Source organism: Shimia sp. W99 (assembly GCF_053851455.3).
On sequence record NZ_JBSQBU020000001.1, the window covers coordinates 3,089,893 to 3,116,142 of the forward strand.

The 26,250-nt window shown below is 59.2% G+C and carries 22 protein-coding genes and 1 pseudogene; 11 read left to right on the forward strand and 12 right to left on the reverse strand.

All coding sequences use genetic code 11. The features are described 5' to 3' along the window. Window positions 1-2: 2 nt before the first annotated feature. Window positions 3-1,430 carry a nodulation protein NodH gene (locus ACS3QZ_RS15065; protein WP_456038582.1) on the forward strand — a complete coding sequence of 476 codons (1,428 nt, stop codon included), beginning with the start codon at window positions 3-5 and terminating at the stop codon, window positions 1,428-1,430. 18 nt (window positions 1,431-1,448) lie between these two features. Here ACS3QZ_RS15065 and ACS3QZ_RS15070 read toward each other — a convergent pair whose 3' ends face one another. The 7 genes from ACS3QZ_RS15070 to ACS3QZ_RS15100 all read right to left on the reverse strand — a co-directional run bounded on the left by ACS3QZ_RS15070 (window position 1,449) and on the right by ACS3QZ_RS15100 (window position 6,208). Then, complete coding sequence (locus ACS3QZ_RS15070) at window positions 1,449-1,913, reverse strand: PTS sugar transporter subunit IIA (protein ID WP_093096906.1); 465 nt, start codon at window positions 1,911-1,913, stop codon at window positions 1,449-1,451. A gap of 38 nt (window positions 1,914-1,951) precedes the next feature. Continuing rightward, entirely contained in the window at window positions 1,952-2,521 is a 570-nt protein-coding gene (gene hpf / locus ACS3QZ_RS15075) for a ribosome hibernation-promoting factor, HPF/YfiA family (protein WP_093096909.1), read from the reverse strand. Window positions 2,522-2,759: 238 nt separating this feature from the next. After that, window positions 2,760-3,518 (reverse strand): LPS export ABC transporter ATP-binding protein, encoded by a 759-nt coding sequence (gene lptB, locus ACS3QZ_RS15080; protein ID WP_456038583.1) that lies wholly within the window; start codon window positions 3,516-3,518, stop codon window positions 2,760-2,762. Between the two features lie 2 nt (window positions 3,519-3,520). Further along, on the reverse strand, window positions 3,521-4,003 hold the full coding sequence (lptA, locus tag ACS3QZ_RS15085; protein ID WP_456038584.1) for a lipopolysaccharide transport periplasmic protein LptA: 483 nt from the start codon (window positions 4,001-4,003) through the stop codon (window positions 3,521-3,523). 3 nt (window positions 4,004-4,006) lie between these two features. Next, complete coding sequence (locus ACS3QZ_RS15090) at window positions 4,007-4,618, reverse strand: LPS export ABC transporter periplasmic protein LptC (RefSeq protein WP_456038585.1); 612 nt, start codon at window positions 4,616-4,618, stop codon at window positions 4,007-4,009. A 4-nt stretch (window positions 4,619-4,622) separates the two neighbouring features. Beyond that, on the reverse strand, window positions 4,623-5,597 hold the full coding sequence (locus tag ACS3QZ_RS15095; protein WP_456038586.1) for a KpsF/GutQ family sugar-phosphate isomerase: 975 nt from the start codon (window positions 5,595-5,597) through the stop codon (window positions 4,623-4,625). After that, window positions 5,597-6,208: a ribonuclease D gene (locus ACS3QZ_RS15100; RefSeq protein WP_456038587.1), complete on the reverse strand. Its 612-nt coding sequence runs from the start codon at window positions 6,206-6,208 to the stop codon at window positions 5,597-5,599. Before ACS3QZ_RS15100 ends, ACS3QZ_RS15095 begins: the two co-directional genes overlap by 1 nt. 140 nt (window positions 6,209-6,348) lie before the next feature. Here ACS3QZ_RS15100 and ACS3QZ_RS15105 point away from each other — a divergent pair, with 140 nt between their 5' ends. Further along, window positions 6,349-8,538: a thiamine pyrophosphate-dependent enzyme gene (locus ACS3QZ_RS15105; RefSeq protein WP_456038588.1), complete on the forward strand. Its 2,190-nt coding sequence runs from the start codon at window positions 6,349-6,351 to the stop codon at window positions 8,536-8,538. Between the two features lie 54 nt (window positions 8,539-8,592). Next, the gene (locus tag ACS3QZ_RS15110) at window positions 8,593-9,336 is read left to right on the forward strand and encodes a phosphotransferase (RefSeq protein ID WP_456038589.1); all 744 of its coding nucleotides are present in this window, start codon (window positions 8,593-8,595) and stop codon (window positions 9,334-9,336) included. A 3-nt stretch (window positions 9,337-9,339) separates the two neighbouring features. Here the strand turns inward: ACS3QZ_RS15110 and ACS3QZ_RS15115 are convergent, their stop codons facing one another. Further along, window positions 9,340-10,134 carry a PaaX family transcriptional regulator C-terminal domain-containing protein gene (locus ACS3QZ_RS15115; RefSeq protein WP_456038590.1) on the reverse strand — a complete coding sequence of 265 codons (795 nt, stop codon included), beginning with the start codon at window positions 10,132-10,134 and terminating at the stop codon, window positions 9,340-9,342. 158 nt (window positions 10,135-10,292) lie between these two features. On the opposite strand from ACS3QZ_RS15115, the gene ACS3QZ_RS15120 reads away from it, so the two are divergent. The 5 genes from ACS3QZ_RS15120 to ACS3QZ_RS15140 all read left to right on the forward strand — a co-directional run bounded on the left by ACS3QZ_RS15120 (window position 10,293) and on the right by ACS3QZ_RS15140 (window position 16,052). Beyond that, window positions 10,293-11,912 (forward strand): acyl-CoA carboxylase subunit beta, encoded by a 1,620-nt coding sequence (locus ACS3QZ_RS15120; RefSeq protein WP_456038591.1) that lies wholly within the window; start codon window positions 10,293-10,295, stop codon window positions 11,910-11,912. 2 nt (window positions 11,913-11,914) lie between these two features. After that, window positions 11,915-13,885, forward strand: a complete 1,971-nt coding sequence (locus ACS3QZ_RS15125) for an acetyl/propionyl/methylcrotonyl-CoA carboxylase subunit alpha (RefSeq protein ID WP_456038592.1) — start codon at window positions 11,915-11,917, stop codon at window positions 13,883-13,885. After that, window positions 13,882-14,679 carry a TIGR03084 family metal-binding protein gene (locus ACS3QZ_RS15130; protein ID WP_456038593.1) on the forward strand — a complete coding sequence of 266 codons (798 nt, stop codon included), beginning with the start codon at window positions 13,882-13,884 and terminating at the stop codon, window positions 14,677-14,679. Before ACS3QZ_RS15125 ends, ACS3QZ_RS15130 begins: the two co-directional genes overlap by 4 nt. Before the next feature lie 9 nt (window positions 14,680-14,688). After that, window positions 14,689-15,552, forward strand: a complete 864-nt coding sequence (locus tag ACS3QZ_RS15135; protein ID WP_456038594.1) for a beta-keto acid cleavage family enzyme — start codon at window positions 14,689-14,691, stop codon at window positions 15,550-15,552. A 191-nt stretch (window positions 15,553-15,743) separates the two neighbouring features. After that, window positions 15,744-16,052, forward strand: a complete 309-nt coding sequence (locus tag ACS3QZ_RS15140; RefSeq protein ID WP_456038595.1) for a hypothetical protein — start codon at window positions 15,744-15,746, stop codon at window positions 16,050-16,052. A 373-nt stretch (window positions 16,053-16,425) separates the two neighbouring features. On the opposite strand, the gene ACS3QZ_RS15145 is transcribed toward ACS3QZ_RS15140, so the two are convergent. After that, a protein-coding gene (locus ACS3QZ_RS15145) for an IS3 family transposase (RefSeq protein WP_456035993.1) occupies window positions 16,426-17,585 on the reverse strand; the annotation gives its coding sequence in 2 pieces (ribosomal slippage) (window positions 16,426-17,336 and window positions 17,336-17,585; 1,161 coding nt in all). A gap of 53 nt (window positions 17,586-17,638) precedes the next feature. On the opposite strand from ACS3QZ_RS15145, the gene ACS3QZ_RS15150 reads away from it, so the two are divergent. Together ACS3QZ_RS15150 and ACS3QZ_RS15155 are read left to right on the forward strand one after the other, a co-directional pair. Beyond that, the gene (locus ACS3QZ_RS15150; RefSeq protein WP_456038596.1) at window positions 17,639-18,001 is read left to right on the forward strand and encodes a hypothetical protein; all 363 of its coding nucleotides are present in this window, start codon (window positions 17,639-17,641) and stop codon (window positions 17,999-18,001) included. A 53-nt stretch (window positions 18,002-18,054) separates the two neighbouring features. After that, the gene (locus ACS3QZ_RS15155; protein WP_456038597.1) at window positions 18,055-21,948 is read left to right on the forward strand and encodes a CHAT domain-containing protein; all 3,894 of its coding nucleotides are present in this window, start codon (window positions 18,055-18,057) and stop codon (window positions 21,946-21,948) included. Between the two features lie 58 nt (window positions 21,949-22,006). On the opposite strand, the gene ACS3QZ_RS15160 is transcribed toward ACS3QZ_RS15155, so the two are convergent. The 3 genes and pseudogenes from ACS3QZ_RS15160 to ACS3QZ_RS15170 all read right to left on the reverse strand — a co-directional run. Next, complete coding sequence (locus tag ACS3QZ_RS15160; RefSeq protein ID WP_456038598.1) at window positions 22,007-24,034, reverse strand: oxidoreductase; 2,028 nt, start codon at window positions 24,032-24,034, stop codon at window positions 22,007-22,009. A gap of 196 nt (window positions 24,035-24,230) precedes the next feature. After that, window positions 24,231-24,629, reverse strand: coding sequence for a cupin domain-containing protein (locus ACS3QZ_RS15165; protein ID WP_456039352.1), 399 nt, complete (start codon window positions 24,627-24,629; stop codon window positions 24,231-24,233). Next, window positions 24,630-24,812 (reverse strand): annotated as a pseudogene (locus tag ACS3QZ_RS15170) (helix-turn-helix domain-containing protein); the annotation flags it as partial. Window positions 24,813-24,935: 123 nt separating this feature from the next. Here ACS3QZ_RS15170 and gabT point away from each other — a divergent pair. Further along, entirely contained in the window at window positions 24,936-26,246 is a 1,311-nt protein-coding gene (gabT, locus tag ACS3QZ_RS15175; protein ID WP_456039353.1) for a 4-aminobutyrate--2-oxoglutarate transaminase, read from the forward strand. Window positions 26,247-26,250 lie beyond the last annotated feature (4 nt).

Sequence of the window (26,250 nt, forward strand, 5' to 3'; positions counted from 1 at the left end):
TCATGTCGAGCAAGTTTGACTATTTCGTTGTGTTTGCAGAGATGCGCACCGGATCGAATTTTCTGGAAACCAACATCAACGCCTTCCCGGGCCTGAGCTGTCACGGGGAGGCATTCAATCCGCATTTCATCGGTTATCCCAACCGGGACGAGATTTTGGGCGTCAAGCTTGAACAAAGGACGGCCGATCCCAAACGGTTGTTGCAAGCGGTCAAGGATGAGCCGGGGAAGCTTTCTGGGTTTCGGTTCTTTCACGACCATGATCCGCGGGTGCTGGATGATTGTCTGAAGGACCCGCGTTGCGCGAAAATCGTGCTGACGCGAAACCCGCTGGAAAGCTATGTGTCCTGGAAGATTGCACAGGCCACCGGGCAGTGGAAACTGACCGATGTGCGGCGGCGCAAGGATAGCAAAGTGCGATTTGATGGTGAGGAGTTCCGCCGCCACGTCGAGGATTTGCAGGCGTTTCAGGTTACCTTGATGAAGGCGCTGCAATTGACCGGGCAAACCGCGTTCTATGTTGCCTACGAAGATCTGCAGGATGTGCAGGTGATGAATGGGTTGGCGCAGTTCCTTGGAGTCGAGGATCGGCTGGAGGCGCTGGATACGTCCCTCAAGCGGCAGAATCCCAGCCCGCTGTCGGATAAGGTGTCGAATTTTGGCGAAATCTCGGGGGCATTGGCCGAGTTGGACCGGTTCAACCTGAACCGCACGCCGAATTTCGAACCCCGGCGAGGCCCGGTAGTGCCGACCTATGTTGCGGCCGCCAAGGCGCCGCTCATGTATCTGCCGATCCGTTCAGGCCCAGAGCGTGAGGTTATGCGCTGGCTGGCAGCGCTGGACGGGGTGGACGAAGACGCGCTCTTGACCAAGTTCAACCAGAAGACCCTGCGCCAGTGGAAGCGCGGTCATGCCGGGCATAGAACCTTTAGCGTTATTCGGCATCCTGTTTTGCGCGCGCATCATGCCTATTGCGCGCGGATTCTTTCAACCGGTGAGGGGAGCTATCGTCGAATCCGCAATACGTTGCGCAAGGTATACAAGGTGCCGTTGCCCAAGGATGGTCCCGGCGATGATTATGACGTTGCGGCACATAGGGCCGGATTTCTGGCTTTTCTGGAGTTTGTGAAGGCGAATCTGGCCGGTCAGACCGGTTTGCGCCTGGATGCGCATTGGGCGACTCAGTCGGGTGCCCTGCGGGGATTCGGGGAGTTGGCGCTGCCTGACATGATCATTCGCGAGGACGAAATGCAGTCATATCTGCCGGCGCTTGCGATGCAGGTCGCGCGGATGGATGCCCCCGATCCAGAGCCAGCCCGTTCGGATCAACCGTGGGCACTTGATGACGTTTATGACGACGAGATCGAGGCGATGGTCAGCGACATCTACCAGCGGGATTATTGGATTTTCGGATTTGACCGCTGGAAATAGCGGGCCTGGGTCGCCGGATCAGGCGGCCTGAACCTTGTCGGTCTCGGTCAGGATGGTGAACAGGGTCGCCGCTTCCTGGTTGGCGCGCAGCTTGGCGCAGATCGACGCCTCGCGCAGTCGACGCGAGACTTGGGCCAACGCTTTGAGGTGTTCGACCCCGGCTTCCACCGGAGCGAACAGGGCAAAGGCGATGTCGACCGGCTGGCGGTCGACTGCGTTGAAATCAACGGGTTTTTCCAAAAGAATAAAGGCGCCGATCACGCTTTGCAGCGCGGGAAGGCGTGCGTGGGGCAGGGCCACACCGTGGCCCACACCCGTTGGTCCGAGGTTTTCGCGCTCTTGCAACGCCTCGACAACGCGAGACGCATCCAGATCATAAGCAGACGCGGCGAGATCGCCGAATTCCTGAAGCAGACGCTTCTTGCTGGAGGCGGAAGTAACAACTTTTACCGCCTCCGGCTTGAGGATCGTTGAAAGGTCCATACTGCCTGTGTCTCCGGATGGGTGCGCTGCACCTCACCTCAGTTTTGCGGGTCAATCCAACCGATGTTGCCGTCATCCCGGCGATACACCACGTTCAATCCGCTTTTTCCCTCGTTCTTGAAAACCAGGACCGGCGCCCCTGCAAGCTCCATCTGCATCACCGCTTCGCCAACACTCAGAGACTGGATCTTGGTTTCCATCTCGGCGACGATAACGGGCTGGAGCGTTTCAGGTTCGGATTCCTCGGCTTCCGCTTCTGGCGCGAGGATATACGAGGACGCGCCGAAGAGTTCAACCGGTTCCGAGCGTTCACGGTGATGGTCCTTCAGGCGGCGCTTGTAACGGCGCAGCTGCTTTTCCATCTTTTCATTGCATTCGTCGAAGGCTGCATAGATCTCGGTCGCGTGGGCTTTCGCCTGTGCGGTCAGGCCGGTCGACAGGTGAACGGTCGCCTCGCAAACATATTCATGCGCGCTTTTGGAGAAGACAATGTTGGCATCGGTCGGGCGTTCGGCATATTTGCCTACCACGGTGCTGAGTTCATCCTTCACATGAGTCTGAAGGGCTTCACCGATATCGATGTGTTTTCCGGTTATCTGGTAGCGCATCCTGTCTCCTTTTCGATGACATGTCGGACCATGGGCATGCGTGTGCCGCGGTTTTTGTCAGGTCCGAATGCTGGGAATCGACTTGTTTGATCCTTGTGTCTGACCGGGCCTTTCCAACAAGGCCGCCGGATGCAGAGCGGTGGATTGCAAACATGTCATACCTTGTATTTGGGTATTTCCGGGGGGAAGTGTCAATGACATGAATCCGTTTTTCGACGGATTTTCTTATGACCCCGGTTCAGGAAATCCGGAAGTTGTCGCCAAGATAGACGCGCCGTACATTTTCGTTTTCGACCACGTCATCCGGAGTGCCGGACATGAGCACTTTGCCGTCGTGCAGGATATAGGCACGGTCGACAATTTCGAGCGTTTCGCGCACGTTATGATCCGTGATCAGCACGCCAATCCCGCGTTTCTTGAGGTCGGCAACGAGGTGGCGGATATCCCCGACCGAAATCGGGTCAACCCCGGCAAATGGCTCGTCCAAAAGCAGGTATTTCGGGTCTGCTGCAAGGCATCGCGCAATCTCTACGCGGCGGCGTTCGCCTCCCGATAGAGCCAGTGCCGGGGCGCGGCGCAGGTGTTCGATGGAAAACTCGGACAGCAGTTCTTCGAGTCGTTCGCGGCGCTTGTGGCGATCCTTTTGGGTGATATCAAGGATCGCGAGGATGTTATCTTCGACCGACAGGCCGCGGAAAATCGACATTTCCTGTGGCAGATAACCGATCCCCAGCTTGGCGCGGCGATACATCGGCAGCATGGTCGCATCCTGACCGTCGATCATGACACGCCCGCCTTCGGGCGTGACCAATCCGGCGATTGCATAAAACGCCGTGGTTTTGCCGGCGCCGTTGGGTCCGAGCAGCGCGACCACTTCGCCCCGGTTGAGCTCCATCGAGAAATCCCGGATGACCACGCGTTTACGGTAGGCCTTGCGCAGGTTTTCGACCTGCAGCCCGGATGCGCCCTGAGTGACGGAAAGTTCCGGCTTGGCCATGCTTACTCGGTCCTCAGAATGGTTTTGACGCGCCCGTGCATTTCGGCGGTGTTGTCCGTGAGGTTGAGCGTCATGCTGTCGGCAGAAATCGTGTTGGGCCCCTGTACCACGGTAACATTCCCGGTCATCACGACGGTACCGGACTCAATGCTGTACTCGGCGCTGTCGGCTTCGGCTACGTCCTCCCCCTGAACGATGAGGACATCGCCAGTGGCCACAAGGCGAGAAATGCCTGAAGAATCAGAGGTATAGTGGACATTCACCACGTCGGCGGTCATGCGCATGTCACCCTGGGACACGTCGACGTTGCCCTTGAACACGGCACTGCCGTCGTTCTGGTTCACGGAAAGGCTGTCAGCGGTGACTTCGACCGGAAGGTTGGTTTCCTGCTGCATTTCGCCAAAGGCGACCTTGAGACCCTGGGCAAAGGTCGTGGCCGGTAGTGTGGCCAGAACAGCAATCAGCAGCGGGCGCAACAAATGCACGTGTCACCTCGTAGTGTCTTTGGGTGTGTATACCAGTTTCACGCCCTTTGTGAAAAACAAATAAATATCCTCGGACTCGTCGGCCGGGCGCAAGGCCATGCGGCCCGCAGTCAGTGTCCCGAAGGGAGCTTCGGCCAAGATTTCCCCGCCGCTTTCGGCGCGGATTTCCGTGAGGCTGATGATCATCGTGTCGGTCACGATCGAGTAGTTCGAGGAGGTTTCAAGCTTGACGTTGCCTTCCAGAGTGACTTCCTGAAATTCGCCATCGGCCACGCCGGTATTCGCATAGGCCGTATAAAGCGCGCCGTCCACGGTTTCGATACGGGCCGTCAGGTTCTCGGCAATCGTGCTGTTGGGGGCATCAGGATCCGGGCGTGCGGTTTCTGCCGTGATGGCTACGGCGTGGCCTTGATCGGTTTGACCCGAAAAATATGGGGCCGTTATTTGCTGGCTACGCAACCGTTTTTCAAGTTCGACTTTGGCGAAGGGGATCGCGCTGTCGAGGTCAAAGTTGCGCGGCACGAGGAAAAGGGTGCTGAGCAGGGCCAGCGCGGCAAGCGGCAGCGCCACCTTGAGCCAAGTGACCAGTTTGGAATATGTGATCAGGCCCCGCACGGGATCAACCCAGGCCCGCGCGCAGGCAGTCGTGGATATGCAGGAGGCCGATGGGGGCACCGGGGCCGTCGGGATCGACAACGAACAGGCAGGTGATCTTGCGCCGGTTCATGATTGCCACCGCTTCTTCGGCAAGCGCGCCGGGCGCGATGGTTTGCGGGGCTTTTGTCATAACATCCGCCGCCGTATGGTCGAGCAGGCCCGCCATGTGGCGGCGCAAGTCCCCGTCGGTGATGATGCCAACCAGCGCGCCCTTCAGGTCGCACACGCCCGCAACACCAAAGCCCTTCTGGCTGATCTCGATGAGTACATCCGACATCGGGGTGTCAAAAGATGTCAGGGGCAGTGCGTTTCCATCATGCATGAGGTCACGGACGCGGGCCAGCTGCGCACCAAGCTTTCCGCCCGGATGGAATTCGCGAAAATGCTCGGGTGTGAATTTGCGGTGTTCCATCAGCGCGACGGCAAGCGCGTCTCCGAGTGCCAGCGTCATGGTCGTGGAGCTTGTCGGCACGACGCCAGTGCCACAGGCTTCATCGGCCTTGGGCAGGATTAACCCAATGTCGGATTGTTTGATGAGCGTGGAATCCGCCCGGCTGGCCACGCCGATCAGCGGAATTTCGAAACGGCGGGTATAGGCCACCAGATCGGCCAGTTCCGGGGTTTCGCCAGAGTTGGAAAGCACGATCACAACGTCGCCCTGCGCCATCATGCCAAGATCGCCGTGGCTGGCCTCGGCAGGATGCACGAAATGCGCCGGGGTGCCTGTCGACGCAAAGGTGGCGGCAATCTTGCGTGCGATATGCCCGGATTTCCCCATGCCCGAAATGATCACGCGACCCTTGGCGGAAAGCAAAAGTTCGACGGCGTCGGCAAACTCGTCGCCCAGTCCCTGCCCAAGCTGAGCGAGGGCCGAAGCCTCGGTCGCGATCACGCGGCGTGCGGTGTCCAGAAAGGTCTGTTTGTCAGCGTCGGTCATCAGTGGGAAAAAATGTCCTGATCGGGCCACCCGGCAAGGTCGAGCCGGGCGCGCATGGGAAGGAAATCGAAACAGGCCTGCGCCATGTCGGTTCGCCCTTCGCGTTCGAGGCGGGCGTTCAATTCGTCGCGCAGGCGATGCAGATAAAGCACGTCCGAGGCGGCATAGTTGAGTTGTGCCTCGCTAAGGGTTTCCGCGCCCCAGTCGCTTTGCTGCTGCATCTTGGAGATGTCGACATTCAGCAGTTCCTGAAGCAGGTTCTTGAGACCGTGGCGGTCGGTATAGGTGCGGACCAGTTTCGACGCGATCTTGGTGCAATAGACTGGCGCGGTCAGGGCGCCGAAAGCGTTGTACATCGCGGCGATGTCGAAACGGCCGAAATGGAACAGTTTCAGCACGTTCGGATCTTCGAGCATACGGCAGAGGTTGGGGGCTTCGGTCTGGCCTTTGGCCACCTGAACGAGATGCGCATTGCCATCCCCACCGGACATCTGGATCACGCAAAGACGATCCCGGTGCGGGTTCAACCCCATCGTTTCGCAATCAATGGCCACAACCGGGCCAAGATCCAGCCCGTCCGGGAGGTCGTTTTGATAAAGGAAGTTTGCCATGGAAGCCTCAAAATCTCGGTTGTCTTGCACTTACGGGTTCTGGGGACGCGTTTCAATGTTTCTCGGGAACGCTTAAGGGCTTGCGATGCCGGGTGGTTCGCGAAAGAACTGTTTTGCGGACCGGATACAGGAGGTGCGGCGTGGATCGTGCGGATGTGGTACATGAGAATTTCAAACGGCGGGTTGCTGCGGGGGATTTTCCTGAAGGGTCCGCGCCGGACGGGCCGCTTTCGGATGACGAAGCCCTGGCAGTTTTCCGCGCCCAATGCCTGAGCCGCAACCTTGATCGGCGGTCCCGCAAGATGCAGTCCGCAGGGCAGGGGTATTACACGATCGGCTCTAGCGGGCATGAGGGCATGGCTGCCGTGGCAGGCGCGTTGCGCCCAACAGATATGGCGTTTCTGCATTATCGCGACGGGGCGTTTCAGACACGCCGCTCGGCCCAGGTGCCGGGGGTGGACGCCGTACGGGATATGCTGATGAGCTTTGCCACGTCGCGGGATGACCCGATGTCGGGCGGGCGGCACAAGGTCCTCGGGTCTAAGGCGCTGATGATCCCGCCACAAACATCGACGATTGCCAGCCATTTGCCCAAGGCCGTTGGCGCGGCCTATGCCATTGGGTTGGGTAAGCGTTGTCGGCCAGAACATGCGGTTCTGGAAGATGACGGGATTGTCCTATGTTCCTTTGGCGATGCCAGTGCCAACCATTCGACGGCGCAGGGGGCGATCAACGCTGCGTGCTGGAGCGCCTATCGATCGGCACCCATGCCGCTTTTGTTTGTTTGCGAGGATAATGGGATCGGAATATCGACGCGAACGCCCAAGGGATGGATCGCGGCGAATTTCTCGCAGAAGCCCGGATTGAAGTATTTTCATGCCGATGGTTTGGACATGTACGAGACCTATCGCGTGGCACAGGAGGCGCAGGATTATGTGCGCAGGACGCGCAAGCCTGCCTTCCTGCATCTGGGGGTCGTGCGGCTTTATGGGCATGCGGGATCGGATGTTCAGCAAGCGTATCTGCCCAAGTCTGTTTTCGAAGGCTGGGAAGCGCAGGATCCCTTGCTGCATTCCGCGCGATTGCTGATCGAAAAAGGTGTTCTGGATGCGTCTGCGGTGCAGGCGATCTATGACGAGACCGAAGTGGAGTGTGCGCGCGTGGCCGAAGAGATTGCCGGGCTGCCCAGATTGCAGACCGCACAGGACGTTATGGCCAGACTGATCCCGCCGTCGCGATCGAATGCAAAACGAAATGGCCCGTCCCCAGCGCAGCGCGCAGAGGTGTTTGGGAGTGATCTTGAGCAGATGAAGACGCCCCAGCCGATGTCCCGCCTAATCAACTGGGCGCTGACGGACCTGATGCTGGAGTATGGCGAGCTGGTCGCGATGGGTGAAGACATCGGTGCCAAAGGCGGTGTCTATGGGGTGACGCAGAAACTTCAGAACAGGTTCGGGGCGCATCGGGTGATCGACACGCTTCTGGATGAGCAGAGCATTCTGGGGCTGGCGATTGGGCTCGCGCATAATGGGTTTGTGCCAATCCCGGAAATCCAGTTCCTGGCCTATCTGCACAACGCCGAAGATCAGTTGCGCGGAGAAGCGGCGACCTTGCCGTTCTTCTCGAACGGGCAGTTTGCCAACCCGATGGTGCTGCGGATTGCGGGGCTTGGGTATCAGAAGGGGTTTGGTGGGCATTTCCATAACGACAACTCTTTGGCCGTATTGCGCGATATTCCCGGGATCGTGATTGCCTGCCCGTCGCGCGGAGATGACGCGGCGCGAATGATGCGTGAGGCCGTAAGGCTTGCGCGTGAAGAGCAACGGGTGGTCGTGTTTGTCGAGCCGATTGCGCTTTATCCCATGCGGGACCTGCTAGAGGAAAAGGACGGGATGTGGATGACATCCTACCCTGCGCCGGAGGACCGGATCGCGCTGGGCGAGGTGGGGATTCACGGGAAAGGTCCGCTTGCGATCCTGACCTATGGCAACGGTCGCTACCTGAGTACGCAGGCCGCCGCGCGGTTGGCCGAGGAAGGCATTGCGACGCGGGTCATCGACATGCGATGGCTTGCGCCTTTGCCGGTGGAAGGTATCCTCAATGCGCTGGATGGGGCGGAGAAGGTGCTTGTGGTCGATGAGTGTCGCCAAACCGGGAGCCAGTCGGAGGCGTTGATGGCGATGTTGCATGAGCAGAGTGATTTGCCGCATGCGCGGATTGCGGCAGAGGACAGTTTCATCGCTACCGGTCCGGCCTATGCCGCGACGATGCCGAGCGCAGACAGTATTGCGTCTGCCGCACGTGCATTGTGGGCCGATCAGGGCCGGTAAATCGCAACAGCGTAAGCGCTTTACGAAGTGCAAGTCGGTGCCTACATTCCGGCCATGGAAAACAACCCCGTCAGTTCAGTTCATGATGCGCTGTGCCAATTGGCCGAGGCGCGCGGTGCGACGGGCGCACCTCGGATCGAGCGTGTGGAATTGGAAGGCAGGGTTTACTGGATCAAGCGTCCTGAAGTTCTAAGCTGGCGGTATCGTCTGCAGAAGGGTGAACCAAGGGCAGCGTTCGAACGGGAAAGGCGTGCCTTTCACGAGATGAACGCGGTCAATGCTCCGGTGCCAAGACTTCAGGCAGAGGGGCCAAATTTCCTTGTGCTGCCTGATTGCGGGACCGATCTGAGGCGTCGATTTCGGGATGAAGATGACGACGGGAGGCGCAAGGCGCTTTTGTGCGATGCCGCCCGGACGCTTGGGCGGTTTCACTCGCTTGGCTTTACGCATGGACGCCCCAGCCCCAAGGACATGTGCCTGGCGAAGGATGGCATTCTGATGCTGGACTTCGAGCGGTACCGGGAAGAGAACAACACACCACGAGGCCATGCGCGCGATCTTGTCGTGTTTGCGTTTAACGTGATCGCGTATTCGCCCCGCGCCAAACCGGATTTGTTCGAAGCGATGCAAGTCTATCGCGAAAACGCGCCTGACGGCACCTGGGAACTGGCTCAGGAGTGGTTGGCGCGCTTGCATTGGGTCAGTTGGCTGGCCATCCCGGGGCAGTGGCGACGCGGAAAGAAGGGCAAAGAGTTCAAAGCGGTCCCGCAGTTGTTCGAACTGTTTCGGGATACCTGACAGCTAGTCGTTTCCGTCCTGCATGGCGCGCAGGGTTTGCAGGTCAGGCCGAGCGTATCTTTCAAGCGCTGACATGACCGCTTCGCGGGCGTTGGACCCTGCCCAGTCTGCGGGCATCAGGATGTCGGCAAGGACGTTCTGGCGCAGGATCAACCGCCGCCAGTGATGCAAGATGACCAGCCGCATGGCGGTGCGATCCGCCAGCGATGCCGGGATCGATCGGTTCAACATCTGGGTAACCGCAGAGTGGAGCTGTGTGTACTCCGAGCAGAGATCAGGGGGCGCAATGGTGTCAATGGCCCAATTGGGAAGCGTCTGAGGGGAAAAGGCTGTGACGAGGCAATCGTCAAACTGGGAGTCGGTATCTGCAACGAGTGCGACGCGCGCCGACAGGGACATCGCATCGTCGGGCAACAAGTCAGCGAAATCCGCCGCAGGAACCGAGGGTGCCGCCATTACCATACGGATAGGTATGTTTCGGGTTGGGATCGGTGTGTATATCTGGTCGCGCACGGATTGGGTCATCGCGCGGCCCTGATCCGAAAGGAAGTAGTTCGAGGCCCTTCCGTCCCGTTCTGTGCGGATCCACCCATCGCGGCGCAGGCGGTGCAAGGCAACGCGCAATGCCTGGTTGTTGATGCCGAGCCGTTCAACAAGCATGTTGAGCGTGCGGCCGGGAAGGAAGTCCTCGGGGCGCTGACACAGGTCGCCAAGGATCGTGACCACGAGCGACCAGACGCGGATCGGGCCACACGCGGCCACCAACTGAATATCTTTTTGCAGATCAGTGTCTTGCATGGTCCGATCATAGCCTTGTGACCAGCGGTTCTCAATAGAGCTGAGCGTGTGGTTCGATATGTTATGCCGCCACGTCACGGTTGGCGGGAGTTGATACCGTGCAAGTGCCGCCGCATTCTGAAGCAAAGTTAGGGAAGGCATCAGGGAGGAGCCAACCCATGTGGCAGGGACCGCATATCAAGCCCGGCACCGACAGCTATGGCAAAAACCGTGCGGCGATGCTTGCCGCCGTTGAGGAGTTGCGTGCACTTGAGGCGCGCACGGCGCGAAAATCCGAGGAACGGCGCGAGCGCTTTGCGCAGCGCGGACAGATCACGCCGCGTGAACGTCTGTCGCGCCTACTTGATCCTGGGATGCCGTTCCTGAGGCTACACAGTCTCGCCGGATACCTGGCGGATAATGATGATCCGGAGAAGTCTCTTCCCGGATCGACTTTCGTGATGGGGATCGGATTCGTGTCGGGCGTGCGCTGCATGATCCTGGTCGACGACAGCGGCATCAATGCCGGGGCGCTCAGCCCGAAGGCGCTTCAGGCCATGTTGTCGGCACAGGACATCGCATTGCGCCAGAAACTGCCGTTCCTGCATCTCGTGGAAAGCGCGGGGGCGAACCTGATGAACTATCGGGTCGAGGATTGGGCACTGGGCGGTGGGGTGTTCCGCAATCTCGCGCGGTTGTCGGCGGCTGGGTTGCCGACGGTGGCGGTATTGCACGGGCCATCGACGGCGGGTGGTGCCTATATGCCGGGGCTTTCGGATTACGTGATCGGCGTGAAGGGCAATGGCATGGCGGCGCTGGCCGGGGCGGCGCTTGTCCATGCGGCGACCGGGGAGGTTTCCAAGGACGCCGATCTTGGCGGAGCAGAGATGCACGCCGCGGTGTCGGGGTTGGTCGAATACCTGGCCGAGGATGATGTTCACGCCATCGAGATGGCACGACGGGTCATGGCGCGGCTGGATTGGAACCGCGAAATGCCGTCCTCGTCCCCAAAGCCCTATGCGCCTCCGCAACACCATCCCGATGAGATTGCCGGGGTGGTGCCAGCCGATTGGAGCACGCCCTATGATATGCGCGAGTTGGTTGCCCGCCTTGTGGATGGCTCCGAATTCGATGAGTTCAAACCTGATTTTGGGGCCGCGACGCTTTGTCTTCAGGCGCAAGTGCATGGGATCACGGTGGGTATCCTGGCCAATAACGGGCCGATTGACCCGGCCGGGGCGAACAAGGCCACGCATTTCATTCAAGCTTGTGATCAGGCGGGAACGCCTTTGGTCTTTCTCAACAACACGACCGGCTACATGGTCGGGGTCGAGTATGAACGCGCTGGCATGATCAAGCACGGATCGAAGATGATTCAGGCGGTGTCGAACGCGCGTGTGCCCAAGATCACGCTTTACACCGGGGCAAGTTTTGGTGCCGGGAACTATGGCATGTGCGGGATCGCCTATGAGCCGGACTTCCTGTTTGCGTGGCCGACGTCGCGCTCTGGTGTCATGGGAGGTGCGCAGGCGGCGCGCACGATGAGCCTTGTGGCGCGCGTTGGTGCCAAGCGAAAGGGCGCGGAATTGGATGAGGCGCGGTTGGCGAAACAGGAGGCCACGATTGAGGGCTTGTTTGATCGACAAAGCTCTCCGTTTTACACGTCGGGGCAGGTGCTTGATCATGGGGTGATCGACCCGCGTGATAGCCGCAAGGTGATCGCGTTTTGTATTCAGACCTGTCTGGAAGCCCGGCGACGGGAAGTAAACTCGAACGCCTTTGGCGTGGCGAGGGTGTGAGCATGGCGAAGTTTTCATCTGTTTTGATTGCCAACCGGGGTGAGATTGCCGTCCGCGTGATACGCTCTGCGCGCGAGATGGGGTTGCGCACGGTGGCTGTTTACTCGGAGGCGGATGCCGGGGCGCCGCATGTGACGGCTGCGGATGAGGCAATTTGCATCGGTCCGGCGCCCGCGCAGGAAAGTTACCTGAACGGCGCGGCCATTCTGGACGCCGCACGTCAGAGCGGGGCGGGGGCGATCCATCCGGGATACGGTTTCCTGTCTGAAAACGCGGATTTTGCGGCAGAGGTTGAAGCGGCCGGGTTGGTGTTTGTCGGGCCCGATGCACATGCGATTGAGGCCATGGGGGATAAGGCCGGAGCCAAGATCCGCATGCTTGCTGCCGGAGTGCCCTGTGTGCCGGGGTATGAAGGAGCGGACCAGTCCGACGCGGTGCTGGCGTCAGAAGCCGAACGGATCGGTTTCCCGGTCATGGTCAAGGCCAGCGCCGGTGGTGGCGGCAAAGGGATGCGTCTTGTCACTCGGGCCGCAGATTTGCCGGAGGCGCTGATGCGGGCGCGGGCCGAGGCATTAGCAAGTTTCGCAAATGACCGCCTGATCATCGAAAGGGCCATTCAACGCCCGCGCCATGTTGAGATACAGGTCTTTGCGGATGTGCATGGCAATGCCATTCATCTTGGCGAGAGGGATTGCTCGGTGCAGCGACGACACCAGAAAGTCGTTGAAGAAGCGCCGTCACCAGCGGTTGATGAAAGCATACGGCAACGTATGGGGGCGGCAGCAGTCACAGCAGCGAAGGCCGTTGGGTATCGCGGAGCCGGGACGGTCGAGTTCCTGCTGGATGAGACCGGAGACTTCTTCTTTCTTGAGATGAACACCCGTTTGCAGGTCGAACATCCGGTGACAGAGATGGTGACAGGACTAGACCTGGTGGCGATGCAGTTTGCTGTCGCACAAGGCGAAGCGCTTGCGCTCAAGCAAGATGATCTGGAGCTGAAGGGGCATGCAATCGAGGTACGGCTTTATGCCGAGGACCCGGCGAACGGATTTTTACCTGTGACCGGGCAAGTTGCCTTGTGGAAGCCTCCGCAGGGGGTGCGGACTGATGCCGGAATCGCAACCGGTGTTGATGTGTCACCACACTATGATCCAATGCTTGGAAAAGTGATCGCGTATGGGGAGACACGTGAAGTGGCGCGGGCACGTTTGATCGCGGGGTTGGGTGAAATGGGCGTGCTGGGTCTGACGACCAACACGGAATTCCTGATCGACGTGCTGTCACAGGAGGGTTTTGCCGGTGGACAGGCGACAACTGCGTTTCTAGAGGAGTGTTATCCCCAAGGATGGACGCAGGCCGCACCGGAAAGTCGGGTGATTGCTCTGGCGGCTGTACAGTTACTGTCAGAAGAGATGCGCGTGGCGCAGGCCTGTACGGTGGCTTTGGATGACGGTCTTTCCGGGTTCAGTTCGGACGGGCCTCGCGCGGTGCCGGTGGATCTTGAGATTGATACTGTGTGCCACGCGGTCGAGGTTCATGGTTTTGGAACAGCTGATGTCACCGTTCAGACCGCGGACTGGAAACATACGGTTGCGTATGTATCGGAAAATGAAGTGCATCGCGTAGACGGACTGCATCTGAAATGGGCAAGCGTCGCCGCGCCGCAGGGGGGATTGTTCCTTCAGGTTGAGGGGCGGCACATGCATGTCTGTCGGAATCGGCCATGGCAATCTGGTCCAGGGGTGGCCGGAAAGGGGCGGATCACAGCGCCCATGCCGGGGCTGGTAGTGTCGGTTCAGGTTGCGGCGGGTGATGTCGTGGCCGAAGGGCAAACTCTGGCTGTACTGGAAGCGATGAAAATGCAGCATCAATTGGTTGCAGACCAAGCGGGCGTTGTCGGCGAAATCTGTGTTGCTGAAGGTGCGCAGGTTGTGACCGGAGCGCTTGTTGCGATTGTGGAGGACGCAGAATGACTTTGTCTCAGGCCGAGGATTTTCTGGAGGAAAGCGAGGCGCTCTATGACGTGATTGCCGCGCTTGATGATGAAGCGTTGCGGCAGGTGACGCAGTTCAAGGGATGGACCATCGAAGACGTTCTGGTGCATCTGCATTTCTGGAACAGGGGCGCGGACCTTTCGGCGCGGAACGAAGCGGCGTTTCAGGAGATGGTGGGCGGGGCGATGGTTTCGCTCAAGGAGCATGGCAGCCTGCGCTCGGTCGAGGATTCAGTGATCACCGAGCGCGGAACGGCGCTACGCGAGGCATGGATTGGGCTGGTCCGAGATATGGCGCCGCGCTGGGTGGAGATGGACCCCAAGGCGCGGTTGCCATGGGTCGGGCCGTCGATGTCGGCGCGGTCGTCAATGACGGCGCGGCAAATGGAAACTTGGGCGCATGGGATGGAGGTTTTTGATCTTCTGGGAATCGCCCGGCAGGACGCTGACCGTATTCGCAATATCGTGGTTCTTGGCGTGAACACCTTTGGCTGGTCGCATCAGGTGCACGGGTTGGATGTGCCGGAGGCGATGCCCGTATTGGAATTGACGGCGCCGTCGGGGGACGTCTGGACCTTTGGCGAGGCAAGGGCCGGACGCATATCCGGGAGCGCGGTGGATTTTGCCGCAGTAGTGACACAGACGCGCTCGGTTGCGGATACCAGCCTGCGGGTCGAAGGGCCGATTGCCGAGACCTGGATGGCCCACGCCCAGTGTTTCGCGGGCCCACCGGAAACGCCCCCTGCGCCGGGTGCGCGGCATGTGCAACGCTGAGGAGGCAACATGGACAAGGCTATTCTGACCTGTGCATTGAATGGTGTTCTGACCGACCCGAAGCAACATCCGGTCCCCGTCACGCCTGAGGAATGCGCACAATCCGCGCGAGAGGCCATGGACGCAGGCGCGGCCGTCATCCACGTCCATTTTCGCCAGCAGGGCGAAGGAAAGGGACATCTTCCAAGTTGGGAACCACACGTGGCGGTCGACATCGTTTCGGCCATTCGGGAGGCCTGTCCGGGGATCATCATCAACGCGACAACCGGCACGGTTGGACCAGATTACAGCGGTGCCCTGGCGGTGTTGCGGGCGGTTCGGCCCGAGATTGGTGCCTGCAATGCCGGATCGCTGAACTATCTCAAGTTGCGGGCGAATGGCGATTGGGCCTGGCCACCGATGTTGTTTGAGAATACGCCGGACAAGATACAGGACCATCTTGACGTGATGGACGAGATCGGCGCCCGCCCAGAGTTCGAGTGTTTCGACACGGGGATCGTGCGGTCCGTGGAAATGTTTGTGCGCAACGGCATGGCAAAGTCCGCCCAATATAACCTTGTGATGGGGGTGGCGTCGGGCATGCCCGTGGACCCGGAATTGCTGGTTCTGCTGCAGCGCTATCTTATGCCGGGGTCGTTTTGGCAGACCACGTTGATTGGTCGGGAAGAGATCTGGACCACCCATCAAAAAGCGGCCGAGTTGGGCGGGATGTTGCGGACAGGGGTGGAGGATACGTTCTACCTACCGGACGGGCGCAAGACTCGGTCGAATGGCGAGTTGATTGACGCCTTGCGCAGCTGCGCGGAACAGGCGGGGCGAGAAGTGGCGAGCGCAGAAGACGCACGCGTCATGCTTGGCTTGAAACCTGTCTGAACGGGCTTCGGTGGCTGCCAGCCACGCCATCATTGGAGGTAAAAGGGTCTGAAATACCTTGAGTTTCGGGGTTGAGCTTGGAATAGTCGAGGTGTTGGCGTCGTTTGTTCAGGCTGATCATGCGTTTTTTTTCTGTTTTTCTGTTTTTTTTCCCGCAAGCGGTTCTTGCCTGCGATTATTGCGAACGGAAAGTGACGCTGACACCGGATCTGGCTGCTTGTTACCTGTCGAAGTTCGAGACAGAGATTGACCAGATGCAACAGGCGGGGCTGCCTGCCCAATTGATCAACCTTGGATCCTGTGAGCAGGCAAAAACGGAAAAGCGGGGCGGAGGGTCATTGCCTTCGTTGCCGACCCCGCGCGGTACGGCAGAGCCGAGCCTCAGCTTTGTTCTTGACGCCCCCGCCATCCGCTGCCTTGCCAAGACCCTTGAAGCGGAGACCTGGACGCCCGAGCGGATCAAGACATTCGAGATCAATCGTGACTGCGCGCAGGACTAAGCCCAAGGAGCGCGTCAGCGATGAAATGGCGTATGAGGTTCTGGTGGAGGACTCCAGCGCGGAGGAGTCGCAGGAAGCACCAGAGTTCGAAGGCAAAAGACCACCACGGCGACCACCTGAACCGGAAGAGACCGGCGGATTCCTTGGTGGTTTCGAACAAATCATGCGCATCCTCGCCAGTATTGGTGTGGCAGGGGCGGCGATTGTCGGGGTTATTGAATATATCTCGTCGAACGAGGATGTGCGGCGGGAACGTTCGCTTGCGGTGGTGCGTGACTGGCAGGATGACAGGCTGATCGACCGCTATACACAGCTTCAGTCCTATGTCGAAAACCAGTTGCAGACCATGACCTGCCCCCCGATGGTCCCTCATTCAAAACGAGAGTCTGCGGGTCTGGTTTTCATATTCTTCGGTTTCGGTTTGGGCAAGCGCGCCGGGCGCGGAGCCCTCATTTGGCTCAAGCGCCCGGCGCGCTTCCGCGGGTGTTTGATTGCCGAGCGATGAGTGCGGCCTGACGTTGTTGTAGTCGTAGCGCCAGAGGGCCAGAATTCGCCGTGCATCTTCCAAGCTGTCGAACATCTCCTCGTTCAGCAACTCGTCCCGGAGGCTGCCGTTGAAGGACTCGATGAAGGCGTTCTGCTGGGGCTTGCCCGGATCGATGTAATGCCAATCGACGCCGTTGTTGTTCGCCCATTTCAGGATCGCCCGACTGGTGAACTCGGTGCCGTTGTCACTGACTATGCTGGCGGGCCTACCATAGACCCGGACAAGCGCATCCAGTTCCCGCGCCACACGGGCACCCGAGATGCTGGTATCGGCCATCAGACACAGGTTCTCGCGGCAGCAATCATCGTTCACCGCCAGAATGCGGAACCGTCGCGATGCCCCGAACGTGTCGGACAGGAAGTCCAGAGACCAGCGTTCGCCGGGCCTCAGAGCCTCGGGCATTGGCGTCCGCGATCCCCGCGCCCGTTTGCGACCCCTTCGTCGCCTGACGCCCAGCTTCTCCTCCGTGTAGAGGCGGTACAGCTTCTTGTGGTTCATGATCATCCCCTTGCGCTCCAGCATAACGCCGATCCGCCGATAGCCGAACCGGCGCCGCTGGACTGCGACGGCTTTCATCTCCTCCCTGATCTCAGGATTGTCGGGCGGGCGTTCACGCCTGACAGTTTTGGGATCGACACCAACGAGCCTGCACGCTCGGCGCTGCGAGATGTCATGATCCCGCATCGCCTTGAGCGCTGCATCCCGCCGTTCGGTTGGCGTCGTCAGTTCTTTCCCAGCAAGTCTTTCAGAACGGCATTGTCCAGCATCGTATCTGCCAGAAGGCGCTTGAGCCTGGCGTTCTCGTCTTCCATCGCCCTCAGCTTAGCGACATCCGACACCTCCATGCCGCCATACTTCGATTTGTACTTGTAGAACGTGCCCTGGCTGAGACCGTGCTTGCGGCACACCTCCGCTGTCGGCATGCCTGCTTCCTGCTCTTTGATCATCCCAATGATTTGCGCTTCCGTGAAACGGCTCTTTCGCATCTGTTTGCTCCTTCGAAAGGTTGAGCAAACTCTACATCAGAACGAGGGAGAATTTGGGGGGCAGGTCAACCAGCACCCTGCCGCCTGCCTCGCTTCCACCCGAGGTACTGGCACGTGCATATCGCAACCTCGGTTATAACTGGATGGTGGATCTGCGCACGGATGGGGGCGCGGATGCACAGGCGATGGAAACTCATGTGGATCGCCTGACGCTCTTCTTCGCACAGATGGAGATTTGTATCGCGGCCGAGCTTTGCAATGGTGACGTTCTAAATGCTTATTTCCATACTGAAGTGACGACCTTCTGGCAGTATTTCGAAGGGTACGCCCAACTGCGGCGCGAGGCGAACTATGCGGATTATGGCCGCCCGGTTGATGCGCTGGTTGCGCGGTTCAAAGAGATGGGGCAGCCTTGATCAGATGGCTTTTGCTATTGGTTTTTCTACCCCTTGCCGGGTGGGCGCAGGATATGCGTCAGGTGGAACAGAACCTCTCAATCTTGCGGTTTGATCCGGGCAACGTGGACGGCATTGCCGACGCGCGCACGAGCGATGCGATCACGGCGTTTCAATTCTCCCAAGGACTCGACGCGACAGGTCGCCTTTCCCCATGGGAGGCGTCTTACCTTGCACGGATTGCCGCGAATGCGGGAATTCAGGCGCCCTTTATCACCGAACTGGACCTGGCCCCGGACGAGACAAGCCTGAAAAACAAAAGGGTGCTGTTCGCCAACGGGTTGCACTATGCAGCGACGGTCAGGTTCAGGACCTACAATTCATCGCATGCTTCGGTCGGGTCGGAACGTTTTGTTGCGTTGATGGATTCGAGTGCAGAACGCCGCCGTGGATTGCTGCGCGACGCGACCGCCATGGCCCAGCAGTCGCAAAACCCGCTCGCCATCGGCTTGATGCATCTTTCATCCGTCGAAGAAACGGAAACCGAAATCCCAGATACGCAGAGCGCGTTGGAAACCTTGCTGCACTATGCCAGGACCCAGCCGCATGAAGCAGCCTATGGCGACCGAGCCCTATCGGTTGTCACACATTACATCCCTCAGCGAAATCTATGTGAAGCACCAGAAAGCGAAGCATTGCGCGCTCTTGTAGAAGAGAGCCTGACGCTCCCTATTGTGGCCACTCTGAGTGTTGAACGTCATGGGCGGCTTGTTGATGGCATTCTGACCTGTACCCGTGGTGATACACGGGACCATTTGTTCGAGAGGCGCGTGGCCATCGCGCGGCAAGAATCGCGGAGGCAGGTGTTTCAAACCGGGCTGAAATGGGCAGCCGACCTCGGCCGACGCGGCAATGCGGAGGCTGCGCAAAGCCTTTTCCAACAGGCGACCAAGATGTTTCTGGACGATGGTCTTTCCAAGGAGATGGGGGATTTCGAGTTCGATCAGGTTTTCCCGTATCAGGCTGCGGTCGACATGGTGCGGTTGGGCATGATGGCAGAGGTCGCCCGGATCATCCAGCATAACCGGGGTATTTTGGAGGCCATGGACGCGAGTGTCGGCGCGGGATCCTACGCGTTTGTTTCGAGCTATGACGGTTTTCTTACGCATAGTTCGCAGCTTTCGATCCTGGCGCGCGATTTTGCCGGTCTCAAATGGCTTGGGGCGTTCCTGCATGACAGGAAAGTCGACAATGGCGGCTTTTCCGAGAGCCCGGAGACGGCGCGTTTCAATGCGCAGGACATTCTTTGGGGAGGCGCCCGGATCGGTCTTTATGCATGGTCGCGCAATGCGGACAAATCCATGCTGTTGGAAGCCGTACCAATCGTGTTGCCGGAAATGCTGCGTGACGGAGCGTTGGAGCAGGCGCTTTGGGCCAGTCTTCAGGAGGGAGAGGCGGCCTTGGAGATCGGGAATTACGAGGTCGCGGAGCCTGCGATTTTGCGCAGTGTATCCATTGCCCAGACATCCAGTTCCTATGATCGGGTTGGCCCGGAAATTCAGCGCCTTCAACGACAGCTCAACCTGTCGCGTCTCGAAGACCTGACACCGGCGCAGCGTTTGCTTGAGCAGATGGACATCTATTACACGGACGCCTGCAAGAGCCTTGAGGCGGCCAAGATGAGCTATGAGGCCTTCATCGACGTGGATTATGCGGCTTTGGCGGATGATCCCGAGGTGCGGCGGGCCGTTGTTGATGCGAATGCGATGAATGGACTTTTGGGGTGTTTTTTCCCCCAACGGCTTTCGGGGGCTGAGGCGCGACTGCTTTGCGCGATCGCGGGGTTTTCGGATCGAAAAGACGTGGCCGCATATGTGCTTGCGGCCAAATGGGACGGCATCGCGAGCTGGAACCGATATCCGATCATTGAACAGTGCGTGTACGGGCTTTTTGATGCTGGACGGCAGGGCTGGATCCGGGTCGAAGCAATCGACCACCCAAGCGAATATGACAGTAACGCGCTATGGTTCATCACGCAGACGCCTCAGAAACGCGCGCAGTTGATTGAGGAAGCGACGACCAAAAACCTGGATTTTGGGTCTAGGGTGGACATGCAGCTCATGGAAAAGCCGCTTGCGCGAATGGAGCGGATGCGGATTGCCGAGGTTTTTCACACACGTTTTGCAGGGTCGTTTGGGCGCATTGGGCCGTCAAAACAGGACGTCCGTGGCATTCGCGATGCGGGGATTGCCTTTCAGCACATGGGATATTTCGGGGCCGCCGAGATTTACTTTGCCAATGACCAGAGGGTCGATCCGTTTGCGTTCGGAACCGAGGACGCGGCACAGCTGGATACCGATTTGCTGCGCCCTGAACATACATGGCTGCGCTTGCGGTATTCCAGCCTCTATCGTGACTGGGGCAAGCCAGAGCGGGCCTTTGCCGCCATCGGTCCCCTCGCTGAGCGCGCCATTGAAAGGCTGGGGTCCAGCGAAAATCCGTTGCCCGGCACGGTCGAACAATGGGCAAGGCGATTGGAAGACCTTTTTATTGCTTACCTTGAGCTTCAGTTCGACGATTTGCCCCAAGGGCCGAACTATCCGGCGATTTTTGCGATTCAACAGTATTTGCAACTGGCGCGGTCCACGGCGTCGGCGTCGGTGCTTGAGCAGCGGTTGAATTCGGCCAATCCGGCGGTGGCGCGCGAATACCAGGATGTGCGGCGGGCCTTGCGGGCGGCTATGCGCGACCCCGCTGGGCAAGGGGTGGCGATTTCCGACTTGAGTTTGCGGCTGCAGGCGTTGGAGGCGCAGATGCCAGAGACAGATGCCGCGTTGAGGAGCCACCAGATTGGTGTGACCCGTCCCCTGCGCGAAGTCATGCTGTCATTGCGATCCGAAGAGGCGGCAATGCTTGTTGTGACCCAACTAAGCGACTCGGTTGTGTTGATGGCGCTGGACGGGCGGGAGGCCCGTGCGCGTCGACTCGCCATGAGCGTGGAGCGGGTGCAGGCGTCGGTGACAGGCTTTCGCCACGGCATTGTTGAGAGTACCGGCGAAAGGGATAAATTTGATCGCGCATTGGCAAGTCAGCTTTATCACGAGCTGATTGGATGGGCCTATCCGAACCGGCCGCCCCCACGGGAACTGCGTTTGGTGACGACCGGCCCGTTCGCAACCTTGCCGTTTGCGGCGCTTCGTCATGAGGATGGGTGGCTTGGTGTGAGCACGATCCTGCGAGCCTCGCCGTCCGTGGCGCGCGGGTCTCAGGCGTTCGAAGACTCCTCGGGAACGACGGGTTTTATCGGCCTGGGTGATCCCCATCTCACAGAGGGTGATGTGGCAGGGCGCAGTGCTTTGCTCGGGGCAGGGGGGGCTTTGGCAGAGCTGCCGGAGACAGCGGCAGAACTTGCATTCATGGCAATTGTTTTTGGCGGAAATCCGAAGGATGACGTATTTACGAGGGAGCGGGCAAGCGAGCAACAAATGCAGGCGCTAAACCGGAAAAACCGCCTTGCCGAGGTGTCGGTTCTGGCATTGGCAACACATGGATTGCTGTCACGGGAAACCGGTGCGCTGGAATCGTCGGGTCTTGTGATGTCGCTGCCCCGGTCGCAGGGGGAAGATGGAATCCTGACTGCGAACGAAATTTATGGTTACCGCATTGGCGCGGACCTTGTCATTCTGTCGGCCTGCAACACCGGTACACCGGGTGCGGACAGGGGATTGTCCGATCTGGCATCAGCCTTTTTGTATGCCGGTGCTGGGGCCATGATGCTGACCCATTGGGAGATCGATAGCGGCGCGGGTGTCGAGCTGACAAAGCGCGTTGCGCTTGAACACCGCATGGCGCAGTCGGCGGACTACGCGTTCTCCTTGCGGGTGGCGCTTGAGAAGATGCTGAGCGACCAAAGCGTGGAAAAATTTCATCACCCGCGCTTCTGGGCAAGCCATTTCATTCTTGGGTAATTTTCTGACGCGGCATCTTTGTTCGAGCTTGATGTGCGACTGACCTTGAGCCGCCGGATCAAAATTTGCTGCAGATCCGGAGGGCGTCGAGGATTGCTGCATGCATGTTGCGCCCCGTGATCGCGTCACCAATGCGTGCCAGATGAAACATGCCGGACGGGAAATTGATTTTGAAGGGATATTGGCCATGGATCAGGGCGCTTTGGTCGACCTGCCCCAGGTTTTTCGACCCTGGTTTGAGGTCGTGATAGAGGGCGTCCATCGGTGTCGCGCCATTCTCGACCACCACATGGTCAGCAAATCGTTTGGTGGTTTCGCCCGTCAGGACGTGGCGCAGTGTGGCACGTACCCGGTTTCCCTCGCGGGCCAGGGCGTGAAGCTCGTGCAAGCAGGTGAAGGTGACGCCGTTGGCAGCCAGATCGCGCAGTGCAACAGCAGAGGTGGTTGGGCCGAGATCGTGTAGAAGAGTTCGGTCGGGAGACACGAGTTCGACTTTGTTCCCAACACTTGCCAGAGCGTCCGCCGTGACAGCTGCCGGATGGTCTCCGACCTCGTCATAAAGCAGCACTTCACCGGAAACGCGCGCCTCGCCTGACAGGACATCCCAACTGGAAAGCGCCAGATCACCGCCGGGTATGGGCAAGGGCTCGGGCCATCCGCCTGTTGCAATTACGACAAGGTCCGGGGATTCAGCGTACACGTGGTCAGCTTCGGCATAGGTGTTCAGGCGGGTGTCGACACCCAGTTCCGTGATTTCGGAAATCAGCCAATCTGCAACGCTTTGAACCTGTCGGCGGGTCTTGCCCTTGGCGGCAAAGACGAGTTGCCCGCCCAGTCGGGTGGAGGCTTCGAACAAGACAACATCGTGACCACGCTGCGCGCTGACGCGCGCGGCTTCCAGTCCGCCAGGCCCACCGCCGACAACAACCACCTTCTTGCGCATGTCGCCGGGTTTGATGGTGTGGGGAAGGGTTTCTTCGCGACCCGTGGCGGCATTGTGTCCGCACACGGCTGGTTTGCCCTGATTGACCCTGTCGACACAGTAACCAAGGCCAACACAGGGGCGGATGCGCTCTTCCGCGCCTCGCGCGATTTTTGCAACAAGGTGAGGATCGGCCATCTGCGCGCGTGTCATACCGACCAGATCGACATGACCACCTGAGAGCGCATGGCGCGCCGTGGCGAGATCGGCAATGCCTCCAGCGTGCAGGATTGGCAGGTTGACGGCTTGGCGGATGCGACCGGCCACCGTGACATGCGGAGCGGCAGGCAGGCCCATTGGGCGTACCCATTCGGCAAGTCCGAGGTCATCGTAGGGCGCGCCGGCGAGAATGTTCAGGAGGTCGACATGTCCGCTATGCTCAAGCATCTGGGCGGCGGTGACGCAGTCGTCGGCACTGAGGCCGCCTTCGGTCAGTTCGTCGCCCGTGATGCGCATGGACAGGACAAAATCGGGGCCGACCTCGGCGCGGACCGCGTCGAGTACCTGCAAGGTGATACGCATCCGGTTATCCAGCGAGCCGCCATAGTCATCTTCACGCATGTTGGTGAGCGGTGACAGGAACTGGCCCAGAAGATGTGAATGAGACAGGAGTTCGATGCCGTCAAAACCGCCCCGCTGGCAGCGGCGTGCAGCGGCTGCAAAATCATCGATCACGCGATTGATGTCTTCTTGTTCCATTACCTTGGGAAAGGCGCGGTGAGCGCGCTCGCGAATGCCGGATGGTGCCAGAACCGGAAGCCAATGCCCATCATCCCAGGCGGTGCGACGCCCCATATGTGTGATCTGGCACATGACGGCGGCCCCATGCCTGTGCACCCCTTCGGTCAGTTTCTGGAACCACGGAATAATGCTGTCGTCGCCCGCGTAGAGTTGGCCGAACACCGAAGGGCTGTCAGGCGCGATATTGGTTGATCCACCTATCATCGTCAGGGCAACACCGCCGTTGGCCTTTTCCTCGTGGTATAGTCTGTAGCGGTCGCGGGGGTGGCCGTTTTCTACATAGTTGGGGGCATGTGCGGTGCTGACAATGCGATTCCGCAGCGTCAGGTGCTTGAGGTGAAGCGGGTCAAGTAGGCTGGCCATGGCGGGTTTCCTTTGAACAAGGCAACGTCGCGAGGGTCGGCCGAAATTACCGGGGCCTCATTTGATGCCTGACCTACACTACCTGACGCGCACATCCGGAGAATTCACCACTTCCGACATGGATCCCAATAATGACGACTCTTGAAAAGAGTCGAGCCGCTTCAAAAACTCTGTTTATGCGATCAGGTACCCCGGATCACAGATAGGGTGGCGTGCAAGCAGAGATCACTTCGGCAGGTCGATCCGAGATGTTACGAAACCGATGCGGTTCGCGGCTGTCGAAGAGATAGGCGTCGCCAGCCTTGAGAACCCGCACCTCTTCGCCCACGGTAACTTCGACCTCACCTGAAATCACGATCCCACCCTCATTGGCCTCGTGTTCGATCATCGACTCGCCGGTGTCAGCCCCGGCTTCGTAGCGTTCGTGCAAAAGTTGAAGCCCGTGTGCCTTGGCGTCTCCGACTTGCTTGATCGTGATCATCTTCTGCGCAAGATCGTTGTTCTGATACAGTAGCGAAGTCAGGTCGCGCATTTCGGATGGTGTAAAGAAGGGTTGATGGTTATTGATCGTCTCAGGCTCAAAAAATTCTGACATAGTGATCCCCAGTCCGCCCAATATTTTGCGCAAAGAGGCAACGGAAGGGCTGCTTCTGTTGGTTTCGATCATAGATATCTGGCCATGTGGGACGCCGGCTGTTTCGGCTAACTGCCTCTGAGACAAGCCAAATTGGGTCCTCAGCGTTTTCAGTCGCCCGCCAACATCAAATTCTTCGGTCACAACGCTGGCTCCTTCTTGGTTTTCTTGATCATATCAGAATTTCCTTCTGGTGCACAAATTTTTCCTAGCAATGCTTTAAATAATGAGCAATAGTGAATGAAATTTTGAGCGTTCCAAAGGAGAATCGTTGTGACCGCCACTGAGAATCTCAAGGCCCGTCGGGCCGTCGCCGTCGCCGTCGGCGTCGCGACACGAGGAATTTATGCTGAACGCGCCGAAAACGCCGAGCTTTGGGATGTTGATGGCAAGCGTTTCATTGATTTCGCGGCCGGGATTGCGGTGAACAATACGGGCCACCGTCACCCCAAGCTTATGGAAGCCGTCGCGGCACAGTCGAAGGCCTTCACGCACACCTGTTTTCACGTAGCGCCGTACGAAGGCTATGTTGCCCTGGCCGAACGGCTGAATACTGCCACCCCGGGTGACTTTGACAAGAAGACCATGCTGGTCACAACCGGTGCTGAAGCTGTTGAGAACGCAGTGAAGATGGCGCGGGCCTACACGGGCCGCTCTGGTGTCATCGCGTTTTCCGGTGCGTTCCACGGTCGTACACTGATGGGTATGGCGCTTTGCGGTAAGGTCACGCCTTACAAGAAAGCCTTTGGTGCCATGCCTCCGGAAGTGCTGCATGCACCTTTCCCGAACGAGTTCCACGGGGTCACCGTGGAGCAATCGCTTGCCGTTCTGGACAACATGTTCAAGAGTTCGATCGACCCCGAACGCGTGGCAGCCATGATCATCGAGCCGGTGCAGGGCGAAGGTGGTTTCAACATTGCGCAACCTGAATTCCTGCGTGCATTGCGCAAGATCTGCGACGATTACGGGATCGTTCTGATCGCGGATGAAGTTCAGGCCGGGATTGCACGGACCGGCAAAATGTTTGCCTTTGAACATGCAGGCGTGGCCGCCGACCTGGTGACAATGGCCAAGGGTCTGGCCGGTGGCTTCCCGCTCTCCGCCGTGACCGGTCGGGCCGAAATCGTCGACGCAGCGCCGGTTGGTGGGATCGGCGGCACTTATGCCGGGAACCCGCTGGCGGTTGCCGCTGCAAACGCCGTTTTCGACGTGATCGAAGAGGAAAACCTCTGTGCACGTGCAACCGAGATTGGCGACATGATCAAGAGCCGGTTGACCGACATCGCTGCGCGTCAGGGCATGGAGGCCATTGGCGACGTGCGCGGTCTTGGTGCGATGATCGCCTTTGAACTGGTCACGGATCGTCAGACCAACGCGCCCGACCCAGCGCTGACGCAGGCTATCGTGGCCGAAGCCGAAGCGCGCGGGCTGATCATCCTGCCTTGTGGAACGCGTGCCAATGCGGTCCGCCTGTTGCCGCCACTGACAACGCCGATGGAGCATGTCGAAGAGGCGCTGGATATTCTCGAAGCCTCGATCGAGGCCGCAATCAATGCAACCGCGCAAGCCGCGGAATAAGGAG

Excerpts from the sequence above, each read along its gene's own strand:
- ACS3QZ_RS15065 (WP_456038582.1), top strand. The coding sequence starts at position 3 with ATGTCGAGCAAGTTTGACTATTTCGTTGTGTTTGCAGAGATGCGCACC.
- ACS3QZ_RS15070 (WP_093096906.1), bottom strand. The coding sequence starts at position 1,913 with ATGGACCTTTCAACGATCCTCAAGCCGGAGGCGGTAAAAGTTGTTACT.
- hpf (WP_093096909.1), bottom strand. The coding sequence starts at position 2,521 with ATGCGCTACCAGATAACCGGAAAACACATCGATATCGGTGAAGCCCTT.
- lptB (WP_456038583.1), bottom strand. The coding sequence starts at position 3,518 with ATGGCCAAGCCGGAACTTTCCGTCACTCAGGGCGCATCCGGGCTGCAG.
- ACS3QZ_RS15095 (WP_456038586.1), bottom strand. The coding sequence starts at position 5,597 with ATGACCGACGCTGACAAACAGACCTTTCTGGACACCGCACGCCGCGTG.
- ACS3QZ_RS15100 (WP_456038587.1), bottom strand. The coding sequence starts at position 6,208 with ATGGCAAACTTCCTTTATCAAAACGACCTCCCGGACGGGCTGGATCTT.
- ACS3QZ_RS15110 (WP_456038589.1), top strand. The coding sequence starts at position 8,593 with ATGGAAAACAACCCCGTCAGTTCAGTTCATGATGCGCTGTGCCAATTG.
- ACS3QZ_RS15115 (WP_456038590.1), bottom strand. The coding sequence starts at position 10,134 with ATGCAAGACACTGATCTGCAAAAAGATATTCAGTTGGTGGCCGCGTGT.
- ACS3QZ_RS15120 (WP_456038591.1), top strand. The coding sequence starts at position 10,293 with ATGTGGCAGGGACCGCATATCAAGCCCGGCACCGACAGCTATGGCAAA.
- ACS3QZ_RS15125 (WP_456038592.1), top strand. The coding sequence starts at position 11,915 with ATGGCGAAGTTTTCATCTGTTTTGATTGCCAACCGGGGTGAGATTGCC.
- ACS3QZ_RS15130 (WP_456038593.1), top strand. The coding sequence starts at position 13,882 with ATGACTTTGTCTCAGGCCGAGGATTTTCTGGAGGAAAGCGAGGCGCTC.
- ACS3QZ_RS15135 (WP_456038594.1), top strand. The coding sequence starts at position 14,689 with ATGGACAAGGCTATTCTGACCTGTGCATTGAATGGTGTTCTGACCGAC.
- ACS3QZ_RS15155 (WP_456038597.1), top strand. The coding sequence starts at position 18,055 with ATGCGTCAGGTGGAACAGAACCTCTCAATCTTGCGGTTTGATCCGGGC.
- ACS3QZ_RS15160 (WP_456038598.1), bottom strand. The coding sequence starts at position 24,034 with ATGGCCAGCCTACTTGACCCGCTTCACCTCAAGCACCTGACGCTGCGG.
- ACS3QZ_RS15165 (WP_456039352.1), bottom strand. The coding sequence starts at position 24,629 with ATGTCAGAATTTTTTGAGCCTGAGACGATCAATAACCATCAACCCTTC.